The organism is Polynucleobacter necessarius (genome assembly GCF_900095185.1).
Taxonomy (GTDB): Bacteria; Pseudomonadota; Gammaproteobacteria; order Burkholderiales; family Burkholderiaceae; genus Polynucleobacter.
The window spans coordinates 510,674-527,190 of sequence record NZ_LT606948.1 but is presented as its reverse complement, the minus strand read 5'-3'; the positions used below and the strand labels follow the sequence as shown (position 1 = coordinate 527,190).

Genomic DNA, 16,517 nt, shown 5'->3' with positions numbered 1-16,517 from the left:
TCCCAACATGCCTACTGCAGAAATTGAAATCATTAATAAGTTAGGTTTACATGCTCGTGCTTCTGCAAAGTTATCGCAGTTGGCTGCGCAATTTCCTTGTGAAATATTCTTGTCACGAAATGGTCGTCAAATTAACGCTAAGAGCATCATGGGTGTAATGATGTTGGCGGCCGGCATGGGAGGCACTGTGACGCTTGAGACGGTAGGTGATAGGGCAGAAGAGGCAATGGCTGCCCTTACCGCCCTCATTAATGATCGCTTTGGCGAAGGTGAGTAAATAGAATGACTTTTGCATTGCACGGAATTCCTGTGTCGAAAGGGATTGCCATTGGCAAGGCGGTACTGATTTCTCGTGCAGCGATAGAGGTAAGTCATCACTTAATAGACTCCGGCAAGGAAGAAGCCGAAGCCAAAAAATTATTGGACGCTTTCGATCAAGTTCGTCTTGAGCTCGATCAATTGCGTCAAGGCTTGCCAAAAGATGCTCCACCAGAAATGGCGGCATTTTTAGATGTGCACGGCATGATCCTGGCTGATCCAGCATTAGCCGAAAAGCCCATTAAGTTAATTCGGACACAACGTCTAAATGCTGCTTGGGCCTTAACAACAGAACTCAATGATCTATTAGAGCAATTTGCTGAGATTGAAGATTCTTATTTAAAAGAGCGTGCCAATGATATTAGGCAGGTTGCCGAACGTGTTATCAAGACATTGAATGCTCAACAAGATTCATTAACTCCTTCTGATTTCTTGCCCACAAGCGATATTGGTGTTGAATCCATTATTGTTGCGCACGATATTGCACCTCATGACATGTTACGTTTTAAGGAGCATGCCTTTACTGGTTTTATAACTGACCTTGGCGGAAAAACTTCACATACTGCAATTGTTGCTCGTAGCATGGAAATTCCTGCTGTAGTGGGCGTGCGACATGCCAGTGAAATGATTCGGCACGGTGATTGGTTGGTCTTAGATGGTGAGCGTGGTGTGGTGGTGGTCGCTCCCGACGAGCAACTTCTTGCGGAATATCGCGAGCTACAAACCCAGATTCTCAAAGAGGCTCGCAAGCTTCAGCAGTTAAAACATGCGAAAACTGAAACAGCCGACCGTGTTGAAATTGAATTATTCGCTAATATTGAATTGCCAGAAGATGCTATTCAAGCAGTCAAGTTAGGCGCTGTAGGCGTTGGCCTCTTTCGCTCCGAATTCTTATTCATGGACCGAAAGCAAGCGCTGCCTGATGAAGAAAAGCAATACCAAGAATATCGTCGAGTGGTTGATCTGATGCATGGCTTGCCTGTCAATATTAGAACAATCGACGTTGGTGCCGATAAGGCGTTGGGCGGCGGTAGAGATATCTCTCAAACGGGGACTTCCCCGCTGGGCTTACGAGCAATTCGTTGGTCACTAACTGAGCCCGAAGTTTTTTTAACGCAACTAAGAGCGATCTTACGCGCATCTGCGCATGGTCAGGCACGTATCATGATTCCAATGTTGGCGCATGCAAAAGAGATTGATGAAACATTGAGACTGATTGAAAAAGCTAAACAACAATTGCATCAGCGTGGCAAGGCATTTAATCCGAATATTCAAGTCGGCGCCATGATTGAAATTCCAGCCGCTGCATTAGTGCTACCTTTGTTTATTAATCGATTCGATTTTCTTTCGATTGGTACCAATGATTTAATTCAGTACACCTTGGCGATTGACCGGGCTGATCATGCGGTTGCTCACCTCTATGATCCTTTGCACCCAGCCATATTAAATTTACTTGCAAACATCATTGATCAGGCTAAGCGTGCAAATGTACCGGTAGCGGTTTGCGGTGAAATGGCTGGTGACTCAGCGTTGACAAGACTACTACTAGCTTTAGGATTAACTGACTTTTCGATGCATTTCAATCAACTCCTTTTGGTAAAGCGGGAGGTTCTGAGTGCTAATGTGGGTTTGTTGCGTGCTCGTGTGCCTAGAGTATTGAGGGCTTATGAACCTGAAGAGCAGGCAAAAGCTTTAGAGCGACTTTTATCCTAGTAGCCTAATGACTGGTGCCGCATATTGAACATTCAGTATTTCGGCTCATGCGAATTTCGTCAACCTGAGTAGTGCGACCATTCCACAGCAACATACGCCCCACCAAAGATTCTCCAAAGCCAACTAATATGTGCAGGGCTTGTGCCGCTTGAATGGCTTCAATTATGTCCACCAAAGACGAAAAGACGCCCATACTCGAACAGCTGACTTCTTCAAATTGCTCATCTGGAGAGATGATGCAGGCAGAACATGGTGCACTGGAATTGCGGGGATCAAAAACACTGACTTGACTATCAAACTTGAGAGCGGATCTGGAAACTAGCGGGGTGAAGTGTCTAACGCAGGCAGCATTAATCAGTTGTCGGATTGAAAAAGTTATCTGTGTAATCAAGAACAATATCAACGCTTGGGAGCAAATCATCTAGGAGCGAGTCGGTAGTGTTGAATGGAATTGCTTCACCCTGGATAGTTGAGTTAAGACGTTCAAGAAATTCTTTACTAGAGGCCGCTTTACTATTGGCAATATTGCTTTCGGTATGCATGATGTGGCGCTGCAAATTAGTTAGCTCAACTGAGTCGAGATCGACCAGGATAATATGACCAATCCCGGCAGCTACTAAATATGGCGCGGCGGCACTACCTAAGCCACCTGCACCAATTACTAGTACATGAGCATTGAGAAGCTTCTCTTGGCCCTGGACATTTATTTCCTCGAGCAGTAAATGCCTAGAGTATCGAAGTGGCTGCTCGTCATTTATGCGCCGGTCGCAAAGATCGAAAAGTTATTCGAGCTTAGAGGATGATCGTTTTACTGGCTGGCCATTAATGAAGGCCACCGCCTGAGATAGCATGAAGTCATCTGCACTGCCGAGTTCAGGAGGCTTTTTATTTTTTTCTTTCTCTTTTTCCTCAGGAGTCTTCTTGGCATTCTTTTCCTCAATGCGCTGTAGCGCTTCTAGACGTCGTTGCTCACGATCTTTAATGAGCTTGTCTTCAGCGGATTGCTTATTACGCAGATGTTTTTCACTATCAATTTCGCGGGTGATTAATACATCATCTGGATCGCCATCTTTATTTTGGTCGACTGGGATATCTGGTTTCACTCCGTAAGCCTGAATTGATTTACCGCTAGGTGTGTAGTAATAAGCGGTGGTGATTTTTAATGCAGAGTCATTGGTAAGAGGATGGACAGTTTGCACCGAACCTTTGCCAAACGTAGTTTTCCCGATGATTGTTGCGCGCTTATAGTCTTGGAGTGCACCAGCCACGATCTCTGATGCGGAAGCGGAATAGGCATTGACTAAGACTACCATTGGTAATTTTTTAAACATTGTTGGTACACCTGCCAGAGGGTCGCCAGGTTCACTAAGTCGATACATTGCAGGGGAGGCATTAAAGACTTGTTTTGAATCTGGAGTTTGGCCCTTGGTAGAGACAATAACGGCATCTGCAGGCAAGAATGCAGATGCAACCCCGACAGCTCCTTGAAGCAAGCCACCACCATTATTACGAAGATCCAAAATAATCCCTTTGAATTTTGGATCTTGATTAGCTATGTCGGTTAATTTTTTTGCGAGATCAGGAACTGTGCGTTCTTGAAAGCTAGTAATGCGCACCCATGCAATATTGTTATCGAGTATTTTTGTTTTGACTGACTGTGCTTTAATTTCTGCGCGAGTTATTGTCAAAGGAAAGCTACGTTCTTCACTTTTACGAAATACAGTCAAGGTAATTTTGGTGCCAGGTGTACCGCGCATTGTTCGTACCGCTTTGTCAAGTGACATGCCACGCACAGGTTTGTCATCAAGGCGAGTAATTAAATCTCCCGCTTGAAGGCCAGCACGTGCTGCAGGGCTATCTTCAATTGGATTTAATATCTTCACTACACCATCTTCCGAGGTAATTTCAATTCCAAGCCCAGCAAATTTTCCAGAAGTTTGTTCCTGCATTTCTAAAAAATCTTTTTTGTCTAAGAATGTCGAGTGCGGATCAAGACTGCTTACCATGCCCTTGACTGCATCGGTTAGTAATTGTTTGTCTTCGATTGGCTCAACATATTCACGCTTGATTTGTGCAAATACATTCGATAGCGTCCGAAGCTCATCAAGCGGAAGCTGAGTGCCTTGCTGAGCGGTGGCAGAGAGCTGGATCGTAGCAGCAACGCCAGCGATTAGGCCAACGGTAATTAGAGCAAAATTCTTTAAAAATTGTCGCATCTCTCTTTTGCTTTAATCTAGGTAAAAGTGTTGAATAGGTTTGAGGTTGTCATCGAGTTCGTAAACAAGTGGCACGCCATTGGGTACATTGACTTCCATAATGGCCTCATCTGACATTTGATCTAAATATTTGATCAAAGAGCGAATACTATTACCGTGAGCCACCAAAAGCACGCGCTTGCCCGCTTTCAATGCTGGGGCAATTGATTCATTCCATAAAGGCAACGCACGTTCAACATTATCTTTTAGGCATTCGCCAAGAGGGATATCTGAGGGATTTAATTTTGAATAGCGCGCATCATTCTTAGGGTTCCGCTCATCTTCATCCTCTAATAGGGGTGGGCGAACATCATACGAGCGACGCCAAATGTGAACTTGTTCATCACCATATTTTGTTGCCGTCTCAGCTTTATTTAATCCAGTCAGTGCACCATAGTGACGTTCATTAAGGCGCCAACTATGCACTACAGGTAGCCACATCAAATCCATGGTGTCCTGAACGTTCCAAAGGGTGCGAATAGCGCGCCTCAAAACTGAGGTGTAGGCGATGTCAAATTCATAGCCTGCTTTACGCAGATTTTCACCAGCTGCGAGGGCTTGTTGCGCACCTTTGGGGGTTAAGTCAACATCCGCCCAGCCAGTGAAGCGGTTTTCAAGGTTCCAGGCAGATTCGCCGTGACGAATAAGGATAAATTGTTTCATAGAGCCATTCTATAATCCGATGATGAACTTTCTTACGCAAATCGATAATTTAGCGCTAATCTCCCTCCTTCTGGTTTCGGGCTTAGCGCTTTTCATGCCTACATTATCTACGCTTATCGGCGGAAAAGGCTTGTCACCAACCGAGGCGACGATTTGGATCAATCGTCGCAAGGCCCATGTATTGGATGTGCGTTCCGAAGAAGTCTTCAAGATCGGACATCTACCTGGAGCCAAGCTTGCAAATCCTTCTGGGTTAACTGCAGCAATTGAAAAGTTCAAATTAGATCGTAAGCTACCTGTCGTGTTGGTTTGCGAGACTGGTGTTCAGTCTCGAAAGCTGGTTGCTGAAGCTCAAAAACTGGGTTTTGCTGATGTTGGCGCATTGGAAGGCGGTGTGCAGGCGTGGAAGTCAGCAGAACTTCCATTGGTGAAGTAAGGAGAAATTAATGCCGTCAGTAACAATGTATAGCACTCAGGTTTGTCCATATTGCGTAATGGCTGAAAAGTTATTACTCAAGAAGGGAGTTGCTAATCTTGAAAAAATTTTGATTGATTGTGATCCTACAAAACGCGAAGCGATGATGGCTCGTACTGGTCGTCGTACTGTTCCTCAAATTTATATTGGCGATACCCATGTTGGTGGTTATGACGACTTAGTGGCTTTGGATCGTGCTGGCAAGCTCGATCCTTTATTGACCTAATAAATTAAATATAAAGAAAGTTGGCAATGACTAAACAATCATCTACATCTCAAGAAAATCAACAGCAATCAAAAGAGCCTGGATTTCGTATTCAGCGTATTTATCTGAAAGACTTGTCACTCGAACAACCCAATGCGCCGCATATTTTGTTGGTTGCTTCTGAGTCGCAAGTACAAGTAGAGATTGATATTGCAGTTGTCCCATTGACAGAGGGCATCTTCGAGGTTTCCTTAAGTTCTACCGTCACCTCTAAGGTGGATGCGAAAGTATTATTTTTGATTGAAGCAAAGCAAGCAGGTATTTTTGAGTTCAGTAATATTTCTGTTGAACAAATCGATCCGATGTTAGGCATTGCTTGCCCAACAATTTTGTATGCATATCTACGTTCTAATATCGCCGACATTATTAGTCGTGCTGGCTTCCAGCCAATTCACTTGAATGAGATTAATTTTCATGGCATGTATGAGCACCGCTTGATGCAGGCTCAGCAAGCGGTATCAGATGGCAGAGGTGATGGTGGTGTGGATGAGAGCAAAATTATCCTTCCTCACTAGGCTTTTTAATAGCCTATAGATCATGAAGGTGACACTACTTGGTGCTGGCGCATGGGGGACGGCGATGGCTGCGCAAGCAGCTCGTGACATCCAAGAGGGCGAAGTTTGTCTATGGACTCGCAGTCCACAACAATTGCTTGATATTCAAAACAACCTTGAGAATCGTGCTTATCTTCCCGGTATTCGGTTGCCCGATGGATTGAAGTTCGAGAGTGATTTCTCTGCTGCTATCAAGAGACTCTCTAGCGATGATCTGTTGGTTATTGCTACACCAATATCTGGGCTTGCGGAGACAATTGCTCAAGCTCTAAAGGTCGCAGCGCATCCTCTTAATGTGATCTGGTTAAGTAAGGGCTTGGAGCCCTCTACTGCTTTACTACCTCATCAAATTGTCGAGCGTGAGAGCAATATTCATTCTCATGGAATAACGCACTCATATGGCGCTTTATCTGGGCCAAGCTTCGCACGTGAAGTTGGCGAAGGCATGCCTTGCGCTTTAACGGTAGCAAGTAAGTCTGCAAAACTTTGTGAGAAAGTTCAAGAAGCTTTTCATTATGGAAATATGCGTGTGTATTCCAGTGATGATTTGATTGGTGTTGAGTTAAGTGGTGCTGTAAAGAATGTGCTTGCTATTGCTGCAGGCATTGGGGACGGTCTCAGTTTGGGTCTCAATGCTCGTGCCGCGGTACTCACGCGAGGATTGGCAGAGATGATGCGTCTCGTAAAAGCGGCTGGTGGTAAATCTGAAACTTGTATGGGCCTAACTGGGGTTGGAGATTTGATCTTGACTGCTACTGGCGATCTTTCTCGTAATCGTCGGGTTGGTCTTGAGCTAGCTGCTGGTAAATCGCTGCCAGCAATTCTTTCAAGCTTGGGGCATGTTGCAGAGGGCGTGCTCTGTGCATCAGCAGTTGGAGATCTAGCATCGCGCTTGGGGGTTGGGATGCCAATAACCGCCATGATGGGCCAAGTACTATCAGGAAAACTAAAGCCTCAAGATGCTATAAAAAAACTGATGGGGCGCGATCCTAAAATCGAGTAGTAAGTAATTTATTTGGCGTCGCTTGACTAGTTGACGCCTACAAGCCCATTTTGGCGCCATGCTTCATACACCACAATTGCAACCATATTTGATAGGTTGAGACTACGACTATTGTCTTGCATCGCTAAACGCATGCGATTAGATGCTGGGATGGAGTCCCTTACTTCATCTGTAATCCCTTTTGTCTCGGAGCCAAATATAAAGTAGTCATTAGGTGAATATTTGCCCTCATGAAATTTTCCTGAGCCTTTAGTGGTTAATGCAAATAGATGATTAGGTTCTGGTTTTTCATCTTTTAGAAATTGTCTCCAATTTTTATAAACTTTTACTTTGGCAAATTCGTGATAGTCGAGACCTGCTCTGCGAAGTTTTGCATCCTCCATTGGAAACCCGAGTGGTTCAATTAGATATAGTTTTGCGCCCGTATTTGCACACAGGCGAATGATATTACCGGTATTAGGGGGAATTTCAGGTGCGAATAAAACAATATTAAACATGTGACACTCTTTGGGTTGGTCGCGCAGTCCTTAGTAATACCCAATTAATTACGCGAGATACACCATTGTCCTTCAGAATACGGGCAATTTTATTCAGAGTCGCGCTGCTTGTCATGACGTCATCAAAGACTATAATGGTCTTATTTTGTATTTGCTCTGCGTAAATATCGTCAACATAAAATACTCCCTGAATAGCCAAGCGTCGATTTGTAAGAGTCTGCCCTGCTTGGTGTTCTAAATGATGATGGCGCTTAAGGACGTATGGTGTTTTTTAATCCTTGTGGTGCAGCGAACACGTTTAACAAACTCCCAGCTTTGATTAAAAGCTCGTTCTGCTAATTTTTTGAGTGCTTAGCGGTACAGGCAATAGGTAGTCTGCTGCAATACTTTCTAATTGCATTGAGAAAAGCGTATTCCAGATATTGCTTAGGGCAGAGGTATATGCAATACACTGGTGATACTTCAATTCGTGTAGAGCGTTTTGCAATATTCCGTCGTAGCGCTCTAGACAAAAAGTCTCATCAAAATACGGATGAGACTGTTGACAGGGTTCACATTGTTGAAGGGTAATTTCTTTGGCATCAAGAGCTATCCCGCACTGATGGCAGCACTGGTAATTCAGTAGCGCTTCATTTTCTAAGAGATTCAGACAACTCTAGCAGATAGTAGATTCTTGAAACTCCTCACATACGAGGCAAGCAGTTGGTAAAAGCTGGTTACAAAGGGTTTCAAAAATGTTCGCTGGAGTTTGCATGGGGCGCTGAGTATACTGAGCTAATGACCCAGTCCATTAGCTGGTTACAAGACGAAATTGCAGATCGTATGCTGCAGAAATTAGATATCGTAAAGCTCGATGTCAAAGATATTTTGATCGCGCCAGATTTTCCAGGCAAACATTTAGGTGCGCTATCTAAGCGATTTCCTAAGGCACAGATAATTAGTGTTGTAGACGAGGATGTATCTGATTTTCAATTGTGGCGCGCTAAAGCTTTGAGTAATTTACGCTCATTATTTGGAAGCAGTATCAGCCCATTTGCAAGTTACGCTTCCTCTGGAAAATTTGACATTCTTGATAATTCCGTCGATTTAATTTTTAGCAACCTTCTATTGCAGGATCTGGCGGACCCAAAACACTTTCTGCAGGAAAGTTGGCGTGTATTACGTAAGGGCGGTTTAATTGTCTTCAGCTATCTTGGGCCAGACACTGGGAAAGAGTTGAGATTGCAAAGCATCAAAGGATTGAAGTTAAAGAATCTATTGAGCCCTTGGGATATGCATGACATGGGGGATGCTTTGCTCGCAGAGCGATTTTCTGATCCTGTGATGGATATGGAGTATTTGTCACTGGAGTATGAGAGGTCGGACTTGTTGCTGGCCGATGCAAGAGCCATGAAATTATTCGACATCACCCCTCTTGGGGCAATTGAAAATGACGTTTTGCCGCAAAAATTAACATTGGAACTTATTTATGGTCATGCTTGGGTGATCGGAAAGCACCTAGCGAAGTCAAAGGACAAGGTGGCCTATGTTGACGTAAAGCAAATTGGACGCAAGGCTAGGTCAGATTCGGCTTAAGTTGTAAGTGCTTCCTATCTTTAAGATCTTGACCAAGATTGGATCAAGCTGGGGTAACCAAGTGTGTTGTGGAGGCTAATTAACCCTATAATTGTGGCAATACAAATTAGGTTGATAGCGTTTTTTTTGGGCATTTTGTGGCATGTTTGCTGCTTTGCTCACGACAATAAACAGAGAATAAGATGCATTTCTTTGGAAAAGTCAGTATAGGGCATCGCTCTATCTTGCAGTAGCTTTTGGTTTTGCTGTTGCTTACGCAGCAGACAAGATGTCTGGTGGTCCAGCTGTAAATCAGCTGGATTTTGCCCCTGCAGCTCCCAAAATCATGCAAGAGATTCATTGGCTGCATTGGATGATGTAGATTATTTATGCATTGATCTTTGTGGGCGTTGTTGGGGTGTTCTATTCCATCCTGAAGCATCGTAAATCATTAAGTCATAAATCAGTTTCATTCCATGAGAGTACAACTGTTGAAATGATTTGGACAGTGATTCATCTATTACTTGTTAATGGTATGGCAAGTGCCCGCATGAATAACTTTAGCTTCTGGATTCTGCTGGTAGCGACAACACTGTTATTGAGTTCATTCTTGGTTCTTGGTGGTGCTCCATCTGGAGGTTGGACCATCTATGCACCATTGACTGCGCACATGGGTCCTGGCATGACGTTGATGAAGATGCCAATGTTCTGCTGGACCCGGTTGATTACTCCATATTTATTGATTGCTGTGATGCCTGTTTTGGCTGGTGCAATTACGATGGTTCTCACTCATCGTCATTTCGGTACTTTATTCTTCTCTGTAGTTGGCGGTGGCGACCCAATTATGTTCCAGCACATTTTCTGGTTCCTTGGTCACCCAGAGGTTTACATTATGATTCTTCCTGCATTCGGCATCATGAGTGGAATCGTGCCAGCCTTTTCCAGAAAAACATTGTTTGGCTATAGCTCGATTGTTTATGCAACCGCATCGATTGCGATCTTGTCATTTATCGTTTGGGCCCACCATATGTTTGCAACGGGTATGCCAGTAACTGGTCAATTGTTTTTCATGTACGCAACAATGCTGATTGCTGTTCCTACGGGCGTCAAGCTTTTTAACTGGGTTGCAACGATGTGGAAGGGTTCAATGACTTTTGAAACCCCAAACCATCGGTTTCATCTTCGTGTTCACCATGGGCGGCTTTACTGGTTTGATTCTAGCGATGGCGCCAATCGATATTGGTGTGCAGGATATTTGCTATGTTGTTGCTCACTTCCGCTATGTATTGGTAGCGGGCTAATTATTTGCAATGTTTGCCGGCTTTTACTACTGGTGTTCTAAGTGGACTGGCTACATGACTGACGACACTCGTGGCAAGACCCATTTCTGGGCTTCTATGATTTTCTTTAATATCACTTTCTTCCCTATGCACTTCTTGGGATTAGCGGGTATGTATGCCACGTCGCTATGCTGACTACCCAACTCAGTTTGCTGACTTCAATGCACTTGCATCAATCGGTGCGTTAGGCTTTGGCTTGGCGCAGGTCTATTGCTTAATCTTTGTAGTGCATATCGTGGGCAAGGCGAAAAGGCTCCACTGAAGCCATGAGATGGGGGCACAGGTCTCGAGTGGACAGTTCCTTCACCAGTGCCACACCACACTTTTGAAACTCCGCTTAGCGCAGAGCAAATGCGTGAAGCCGGAATTTAATTCTTCGGAGACACAAGCCCTTTCTGCGAATAATCGTAGGACGGGCTTCACACTTTTAAGTGTTGCGGCTACTTTTTTATTAGTATTTTGATTAAACGGAGCTTCTTAAGCTAATCCCACCGATGACGATGGTTTCAAATCAAGCGCTCAATCGCCAGATACTATTAAAGCTCTTAATTGCAGCGGTAATGATGTTTGGTTTGGGTTGCGCCTTAGTTCGGATGTACAAAGCCTTATGCGAGGTAACTGGAATTCATGGTGTAACGAGTAAAAATGACTATGGTGTTAGAGCCTTCCCCGAATAAGGTTGGCAATACTCAGGTGGACTATGCGCGTACTGTGACGATTGAGTTTGATTCGAATAGTCGAGGACCATTCACGTTTAAGTCAGTTAAGACTTTTTTGGAAGTGCACCCTGGTGAAATGATTGAGATTGTTTATGAAGTCACTAATAACTTGAATCGCAAGCTATTCCGAGGTATGCGCCTAAGCGTGCAACAAAGTTTTTTTACGACATTAGAATGCTTTTGTTTTCAAGAGTAAACACAAGCAGAAAATGAAACAAAAAAGATGCCAGTTGTTTTTGTGATTGATGCGGGAATGCCGGATGATGTCAACATAATTACTTTGTCATACACATTCTTTGAGTTAGGTTTAGGCGGTACTCCACCAGCACCTAAATCAAGGATTTCTTCATGACAAAGAAAAGTAGTTTCTTGCAGTCCATGAAAGCCGTGATGTGGGGCTTTTTGGGGGGTGCGCAAGAAGTCAGGTTTGCAGGAAGATGTTGCTCTTCATTGAGTTTTGTGCACATTATCATTGCAGGTGTTGTTGGAGCCTTGATTCTTATGGGTGTCTTCCTGTTGATAGTGAAAGCAGTTGTGTCCCATTGATTATTGTTTGATTGAATAGAGAGAATAAGATGTCATCTAATTCAACTCCTTACTATTACGTCCCTGGACTATCAAGACGCCCAGCAATGGCCGCACTAGGCTTAGTTGTATTTGATTTTGGAATCGCTGGCTGGGTAAACGGCGCCTCCTGGGGTGGTCCGCTGACCTTGGCGGGGTGTAGCATTCGTGCTCTACGTTCTCTATAACTGGTTCGGAGACACAATTGCCGAGTCCAATGCAGGTAAGAAGGGTGTCAATGTCGACGTCTCCTCTCGTTGGTCGATAGCTTGGTTTATCTTCTCGGAGATCATGTTCTTTGGCGCGTTCTTTGCGGCCCTTTTCTACGCCCGTAATATCGTGATGCCTTGGATGGGTGATGTAGAAAGTAAATTGCTTTGGCCAAATGATAGCCCGGCCGGTTTGGTTGAGAAATTTACTACTATGGGCCCTTGGCCAATTCCAACCATCAACACATTATTGCTGTTGAGCTCAGGTGTGACGATTACGATTGCTCACCATGCAATGGTTGCAAATCATATGAAAAAAGCCATGGTTGGCTTAGCTGCGACTGTTGGTTTAGGAGCCATCTTCTTGATCTTCCAAGTTTATGAGTACTACCATGCATATCATGAGTTGAACTTGAAATTGACCTCAGGTATTTATGGTTCGACATTCTTTATGTTGACCGGTTTCCATGGCTTCCACGTTTTCCTTGGGGCACGATGTTGGCAATTGTATTGCGTCGTATGATTCGCGGCGACTTTACTCCTAGGCACCACTTTGCATTTGAAGGTGCTGCGTGGTGCTGGCACTTTGTTGACGTTGTTTGGCTGGGTCTTTACATCGCTGTTTACTGGATGTAGTCCAATAGAAAATCGGGGCCTAAAGCCCCGATTTGTTTTTAAGCGCCTTTTTTGTGTGGCTTACTCAGTTTGTTCCTACTTTAATTTCGGTGGCCTCTATCAGGCCTAGGTAATGGGCTAAAAGAATTCCCAGAAATAAGATGATTGATAGCCCAATTCGTAACATCAGTGAGCGAACCGTATGGGAGCTATTTCCCCCATCTTGCATCATGTAATACAAGGCCGACCCTAAGCTAACAACAAGCATTAGCAGGACAATTGCAATAAGCCACTTCATCTCAAATCCTTATCTTTATATCTTTTGAATAGTCTTTTTACCGCCCTGATTGCTAAGCGTATAGTTGCTACTTTCTAAGCCTTGCTGGTGGTTTCGATTGGCTGTGGAGCAAGTATTTGGCAACTCGGAAGAGCGGACACCAAAATAGCCCTTGCTGCCAATTTGCAAGCACGCCAACAAATGCCAATCTTGAATGCAAACTCAGTATCTTGGACTTTAGATGAGGCACGTGAGCGCCGTATGATTGTTTGGGGCAATCTATAAAAGAGGCCGCAATTTGGTTAGATAACCTTCCAAGATCGATACCTCCTGCTGGTACTAATAATGCACAGTCATGTTTTTATCTCATGATGCCTCTTAGACTTAAGGCTAGCGATGAGATTCTTTGGATTCATCGGGGTTGGGCACCACGCAATAATGAAGATCGCGAAACTTGACCCCCAGTAAAAACGCCACATCGGGTAGTGAGTATCGAGGGCATAGTATTTCCTGAGCCTGGTAGGGTATATGAGCTGGGTGGCGGTAAGAATTTACCCGATATAGCTAGGCCAAGGATTGAGCAAAACTTTGATTTAGAGATCGAAGGTAAGCTTCGTGATTGGAAACAGCTGCCATTTATTTTGCGTGAGATAGAAACCGGACAAGAGGATGGCATGCTTCGCGAAAGGTCGCCTCTGACAAGCGGAGTGGATCGCCATTATCCTTATGCATTCCAGTGGTTTGCTTTGGCGTTCGCTGGATTTTCATTCTGGTTACTAAGCGGCCTGCGGCAATATCAATGTCAAAGATGGGTGAATGGGGATCAATGGTGAGTGATAAAGAGTTATTAATTCCGGCTTCACAAATTGATGCAGCTGCTATCAATGCGCGCACTCGTCGTGGTCGCATCCAGATGTTATTGCTACTGCTTACATGCGCCTCTCCAGTGATTGCTTCTTAGTTTGCTTACTACGTTATTAGGCCTGCTGGCGGCAAGACTAATCTAGGAACTTTAGTTTATCCAGCACAAGAATTTAATCTAGCATGGATTGATGTTTTTCTACAGGGTAAGTGGACGCTTTTAATTGCTTGTCCTGCTGTGGTGGTGAATGCCAAATAAAAGATCAGCAGTGTATTGAGGCTCTTTATTTAATGAGACAAGCAAGAGTTGCTGCTGGAAAAGAAAGTCGGCGCCTTCAACTTGTTTGGGTCAACACAGATGGAAAACCGGTTGATCCAGAGGTCATCAAGATTGATGACGAGAGGACAGCAGGTTTTCAGGTTGCATCGCTCCAATCTGGTTTAAAGGAAAAAGTGGAATTTGAAGCCTGGTGAAATAAAGAGGGGGCAGGACAGCAGATTTAATTGATTGATCCAAGCCCGGCAAAGATGATGTATTTTCCAGTGACAAATTCTCCCAAAGCATTTGCTGGCACGAAGAAAGACTTGGAAAAACTTCTTAAGTTAAATCACAAGGGTGAGCATTTGTAATGCCAAGTGTGATTTTGATCATAGAGTTAGCGGCAATCACGATTATTTTTGCGGGCTTGCCATTACTCTATCTTTGGAAAAAGCCAGACTTTAGCTTTTTCCAACAGCTCAATTGGACCCTAGTTTTCATGACATTTGACCTGATTGTATTTGGCGCATTTACTCGTCTTACGGATTCTGGATTGGGTTGTCCAGACTGGCCTAGATGCTATGGGCACTTCAACCCCTTTTCATGCACCTGGGGATGATATCCGAGAAGTGGAGAGTGCTTTGCCAACTGGGCCCGTAACTGTCATGAAGGCCTGGATTGAAATGAGTCATCGTTACTTGGCTATGACGGTGGGTGCACTGATATTGATGCAGGTTGAGGTTGCGTTTAGTAAAGTAAAGAAGGCCCTTTATTTGGTAGTCTGGGATTGTTGATATTGGTTTGTATCCAAGGTGCATTTGGCCCATGGACTGTGACATTTAAGCTGCAACCGATCATTGTGACCATTCATCTCATGCTGGTCTTAGTTTTATTGGCTTGTTTAACTGTTTATGCTCAACAAGTCTGGATAGAAAAAAATTTCTGCCGTTCGCACACTTCGTATTAGGCCATTGCCTGCAGTATTGGTATTGACGTCCTTCGTAGTTCTTGCAATACAAATTTTCTTAGGTGCTTGGGTCAGCACGAATTACGCAGTTCTTGCTTGTCCAGATTTCCCGATTTGGATAGGAAGTGCTTGGCCTGAAACCAATTAGTCTGAGGGCTTTACCCTTTGGCGTCAATTAGGCCTTAATGCGCAAGGCGCATTTATTTCGCCGGTAGCATTACAAATGATACACTGGGCACATCGACTTTTTGCTTTGTTGGTATTGGGTTTCTTAGGTCTGAGGGGTTGCAACTTGCAACTCCAGTGTTATCCGGGTGAGGCCAAATAGCCAAATTCCTGTTGAGTTTGCTCATTTTGCGGTTAATTGCTGGTATTTCTAATGTGATATTTCAGTCGCCATTATTAGCTTCTCTGTTACATACCGCTGGCTCTGCAGCTTTGGTATTCTGTTTGGTCAGGATGAGTTATTGTGCCTCTTGGAATCCTTCTATTTAGAAGGAGATCATATAAATATGAGTAGTTCTCAAACAAACGTACGAGCGGCCATGCCGCGTTGGCGTCAATATTGGGTTTTAACCAAACCTAGAGTGACTCAGCTCGCCGTATTTTGTGCAGTCATTGGGATGTTTTTAGCAACTCCTGGCATGGTTCCGTATCCAGTTCTCATCGGCGGCATTGTTGGGATATGGCTTTTAGCTAGCGCAGCATTTGCAGTGAACTGTTTAATCGAGCAAGCCGTTGATGCCAAGATACAACGCACATCCTGGCGCCCATCTGCGACTGGCGAAGTAACACCGTTGCATATCATTAGCTTTTTTAGCATTCTGGGTTCGATCGGAATGATTATTTTATGGAATTTGTGCAACCCGTTAACGATGTGGCTCACTCTTGCTACCTTCGTTGGATATGCAGTGATTTATATCTGGCCCTTAAAACCAGCCACACCTCAAAATATTGTAATTGGCGGTTTATCTGGTGCGATGCCACCAGCTCTGGGCTGGGCCGCCGCAGTTACGAGCACGCTTTCTGCAGAAGCATGGCTGCTGGTCCTTATTATTTTTGTGTGGACCCCCACATTTTTGGGCCTTAGCTCTATATCGTCGCGATGACTATGTGCAAGCTGGATTCCCAATGCTGCCTGTTACTCATGGGGAGCGCTTCACACTTCTCAATATCTTGCTCTACACCTTGATATTGATTGCGGCTACGCTACTGCCATATGTCTATGGCATGAGTGGTATGGTCTATCTCGTATCTGCAATTATTCTAGGTTTAATATTCCTTGCATATGTAGTGGCTTTATTTGTCTCTTATAGCGATGCACTTGTCAAGAAAACATTCCGCTTTTCTATTACATATTTGTCACTACTGTTTGTGTCGCGTTCTTAGTTGACCACTATTTCCTCTGA

At 44.2% G+C, this 16,517-nt stretch carries 25 protein-coding genes and 4 pseudogenes; 22 read left to right on the top strand and 7 right to left on the bottom strand.

From position 1 onward, the window contains the following. Positions 1-7: 7 nt before the first annotated feature. Entirely contained in the window at positions 8-277 is a 270-nt protein-coding gene (locus DXE31_RS03055; protein WP_114697769.1) for an HPr family phosphocarrier protein, read from the top strand. Between the two features lie 5 nt (positions 278-282). Next, positions 283-2,031 (top strand): phosphoenolpyruvate--protein phosphotransferase, encoded by a 1,749-nt coding sequence (gene ptsP, locus DXE31_RS03050; RefSeq protein WP_114697768.1) that lies wholly within the window; start codon positions 283-285, stop codon positions 2,029-2,031. 4 nt (positions 2,032-2,035) lie between these two features. On the opposite strand, the gene DXE31_RS12345 is transcribed toward ptsP, so the two are convergent. The 4 genes from DXE31_RS12345 to gpmA all read right to left on the bottom strand — a co-directional run bounded on the left by DXE31_RS12345 (position 2,036) and on the right by gpmA (position 4,949). Further along, positions 2,036-2,452: a HesA/MoeB/ThiF family protein gene (locus tag DXE31_RS12345; RefSeq protein WP_331851984.1), complete on the bottom strand. Its 417-nt coding sequence runs from the start codon at positions 2,450-2,452 to the stop codon at positions 2,036-2,038. Next, positions 2,382-2,738, bottom strand: coding sequence for a ThiF family adenylyltransferase (locus DXE31_RS12340; protein ID WP_331852027.1), 357 nt, complete (start codon positions 2,736-2,738; stop codon positions 2,382-2,384). Before DXE31_RS12340 ends, DXE31_RS12345 begins: the two co-directional genes overlap by 71 nt. Before the next feature lie 75 nt (positions 2,739-2,813). After that, positions 2,814-4,247 (bottom strand): S41 family peptidase, encoded by a 1,434-nt coding sequence (locus DXE31_RS03040; RefSeq protein ID WP_114697767.1) that lies wholly within the window; start codon positions 4,245-4,247, stop codon positions 2,814-2,816. 12 nt (positions 4,248-4,259) lie between these two features. Further along, positions 4,260-4,949, bottom strand: a complete 690-nt coding sequence (gpmA, locus tag DXE31_RS03035; RefSeq protein ID WP_114697766.1) for a 2,3-diphosphoglycerate-dependent phosphoglycerate mutase — start codon at positions 4,947-4,949, stop codon at positions 4,260-4,262. Between the two features lie 94 nt (positions 4,950-5,043). Between gpmA and DXE31_RS03030 the strand changes: the two genes are divergently transcribed. Genes DXE31_RS03030 through DXE31_RS03015 form a run of 4 tightly spaced genes read left to right on the top strand, consistent with a single transcriptional unit; the run spans position 5,044 to position 7,246 of the window. Further along, on the top strand, positions 5,044-5,385 hold the full coding sequence (locus DXE31_RS03030; protein WP_231969317.1) for a rhodanese-like domain-containing protein: 342 nt from the start codon (positions 5,044-5,046) through the stop codon (positions 5,383-5,385). Between the two features lie 10 nt (positions 5,386-5,395). Further along, positions 5,396-5,650, top strand: coding sequence for a glutaredoxin 3 (gene grxC / locus DXE31_RS03025; RefSeq protein ID WP_114697765.1), 255 nt, complete (start codon positions 5,396-5,398; stop codon positions 5,648-5,650). A 26-nt stretch (positions 5,651-5,676) separates the two neighbouring features. Then, entirely contained in the window at positions 5,677-6,204 is a 528-nt protein-coding gene (gene secB / locus DXE31_RS03020; protein ID WP_114697764.1) for a protein-export chaperone SecB, read from the top strand. 22 nt (positions 6,205-6,226) lie between these two features. Further along, entirely contained in the window at positions 6,227-7,246 is a 1,020-nt protein-coding gene (locus DXE31_RS03015) for an NAD(P)H-dependent glycerol-3-phosphate dehydrogenase (RefSeq protein WP_114697763.1), read from the top strand. Positions 7,247-7,272: 26 nt separating this feature from the next. Here the strand turns inward: DXE31_RS03015 and trmL are convergent, their stop codons facing one another. Beyond that, a complete protein-coding gene (trmL, locus tag DXE31_RS03010) occupies positions 7,273-7,743 on the bottom strand; it encodes a tRNA (uridine(34)/cytosine(34)/5-carboxymethylaminomethyluridine(34)-2'-O)-methyltransferase TrmL (RefSeq protein ID WP_114697762.1) in 471 nt (156 codons plus the stop codon). After that, positions 7,736-7,858: a hypothetical protein gene (locus DXE31_RS12765; RefSeq protein ID WP_415077800.1), complete on the bottom strand. Its 123-nt coding sequence runs from the start codon at positions 7,856-7,858 to the stop codon at positions 7,736-7,738. The genes trmL and DXE31_RS12765 overlap by 8 nt, the downstream gene beginning before the upstream one ends. Before the next feature lie 326 nt (positions 7,859-8,184). Between DXE31_RS12765 and DXE31_RS12010 the strand changes: the two genes are divergently transcribed. The 7 genes and pseudogenes from DXE31_RS12010 (at position 8,185) to DXE31_RS02980 (ending at position 12,765) form a co-directional block, all read left to right on the top strand. After that, a complete protein-coding gene (locus DXE31_RS12010; RefSeq protein ID WP_269460575.1) occupies positions 8,185-8,313 on the top strand; it encodes a hypothetical protein in 129 nt (42 codons plus the stop codon). 207 nt (positions 8,314-8,520) lie between these two features. Further along, a complete protein-coding gene (locus DXE31_RS03000; RefSeq protein ID WP_114697761.1) occupies positions 8,521-9,318 on the top strand; it encodes a methyltransferase domain-containing protein in 798 nt (265 codons plus the stop codon). Positions 9,319-9,832: 514 nt separating this feature from the next. Beyond that, positions 9,833-11,009, top strand: a pseudogene (locus DXE31_RS12755) (cbb3-type cytochrome c oxidase subunit I); the annotation flags it as partial. A 122-nt stretch (positions 11,010-11,131) separates the two neighbouring features. Further along, entirely contained in the window at positions 11,132-11,314 is a 183-nt protein-coding gene (locus DXE31_RS11045) for a hypothetical protein (protein ID WP_231969316.1), read from the top strand. Beyond that, positions 11,283-11,708: pseudogene (locus tag DXE31_RS02990) on the top strand (cytochrome c oxidase assembly protein). Before DXE31_RS11045 ends, DXE31_RS02990 begins: the two are co-directional and overlap by 32 nt. Beyond that, positions 11,705-11,902 carry a DUF2970 domain-containing protein gene (locus DXE31_RS02985; RefSeq protein WP_114697760.1) on the top strand — a complete coding sequence of 66 codons (198 nt, stop codon included), beginning with the start codon at positions 11,705-11,707 and terminating at the stop codon, positions 11,900-11,902. The pseudogene DXE31_RS02990 and the gene DXE31_RS02985 overlap by 4 nt, the downstream one beginning before the upstream one ends. A 29-nt stretch (positions 11,903-11,931) precedes the next feature. Next, positions 11,932-12,765: pseudogene (locus tag DXE31_RS02980) on the top strand (cytochrome c oxidase subunit 3). Between the two features lie 64 nt (positions 12,766-12,829). On the opposite strand, the gene DXE31_RS02975 reads toward DXE31_RS02980, so the two are convergent. Continuing rightward, positions 12,830-13,042 carry a twin transmembrane helix small protein gene (locus tag DXE31_RS02975; RefSeq protein WP_114697759.1) on the bottom strand — a complete coding sequence of 71 codons (213 nt, stop codon included), beginning with the start codon at positions 13,040-13,042 and terminating at the stop codon, positions 12,830-12,832. 87 nt (positions 13,043-13,129) lie between these two features. Between DXE31_RS02975 and DXE31_RS11040 the strand changes: the two genes are divergently transcribed. The 9 genes and pseudogenes from DXE31_RS11040 to cyoE all read left to right on the top strand — a co-directional run bounded on the left by DXE31_RS11040 (position 13,130) and on the right by cyoE (position 16,517). Continuing rightward, the gene (locus tag DXE31_RS11040) at positions 13,130-13,306 is read left to right on the top strand and encodes a hypothetical protein (RefSeq protein ID WP_231969315.1); all 177 of its coding nucleotides are present in this window, start codon (positions 13,130-13,132) and stop codon (positions 13,304-13,306) included. A 200-nt stretch (positions 13,307-13,506) separates the two neighbouring features. Continuing rightward, positions 13,507-13,854, top strand: a complete 348-nt coding sequence (locus DXE31_RS11035; RefSeq protein WP_231969314.1) for an SURF1 family protein — start codon at positions 13,507-13,509, stop codon at positions 13,852-13,854. Further along, positions 13,848-13,982 (top strand): hypothetical protein, encoded by a 135-nt coding sequence (locus DXE31_RS12000; protein ID WP_269460573.1) that lies wholly within the window; start codon positions 13,848-13,850, stop codon positions 13,980-13,982. Before DXE31_RS11035 ends, DXE31_RS12000 begins: the two co-directional genes overlap by 7 nt. Before the next feature lie 191 nt (positions 13,983-14,173). Continuing rightward, positions 14,174-14,356, top strand: coding sequence for a hypothetical protein (locus DXE31_RS11030; protein WP_231969312.1), 183 nt, complete (start codon positions 14,174-14,176; stop codon positions 14,354-14,356). Positions 14,357-14,511: 155 nt separating this feature from the next. After that, entirely contained in the window at positions 14,512-14,760 is a 249-nt protein-coding gene (locus DXE31_RS12750; protein WP_415077799.1) for a COX15/CtaA family protein, read from the top strand. Next, positions 14,723-14,935, top strand: coding sequence for a COX15/CtaA family protein (locus DXE31_RS11020; protein WP_231969311.1), 213 nt, complete (start codon positions 14,723-14,725; stop codon positions 14,933-14,935). Before DXE31_RS12750 ends, DXE31_RS11020 begins: the two co-directional genes overlap by 38 nt. Positions 14,936-14,973: 38 nt before the next feature. Beyond that, positions 14,974-15,108 (top strand): hypothetical protein, encoded by a 135-nt coding sequence (locus tag DXE31_RS11995; RefSeq protein WP_269460623.1) that lies wholly within the window; start codon positions 14,974-14,976, stop codon positions 15,106-15,108. A gap of 4 nt (positions 15,109-15,112) precedes the next feature. Continuing rightward, complete coding sequence (locus DXE31_RS11990) at positions 15,113-15,256, top strand: COX15/CtaA family protein (protein WP_331851982.1); 144 nt, start codon at positions 15,113-15,115, stop codon at positions 15,254-15,256. Between the two features lie 397 nt (positions 15,257-15,653). Then, positions 15,654-16,517, top strand: a pseudogene (gene cyoE, locus DXE31_RS02955) (heme o synthase).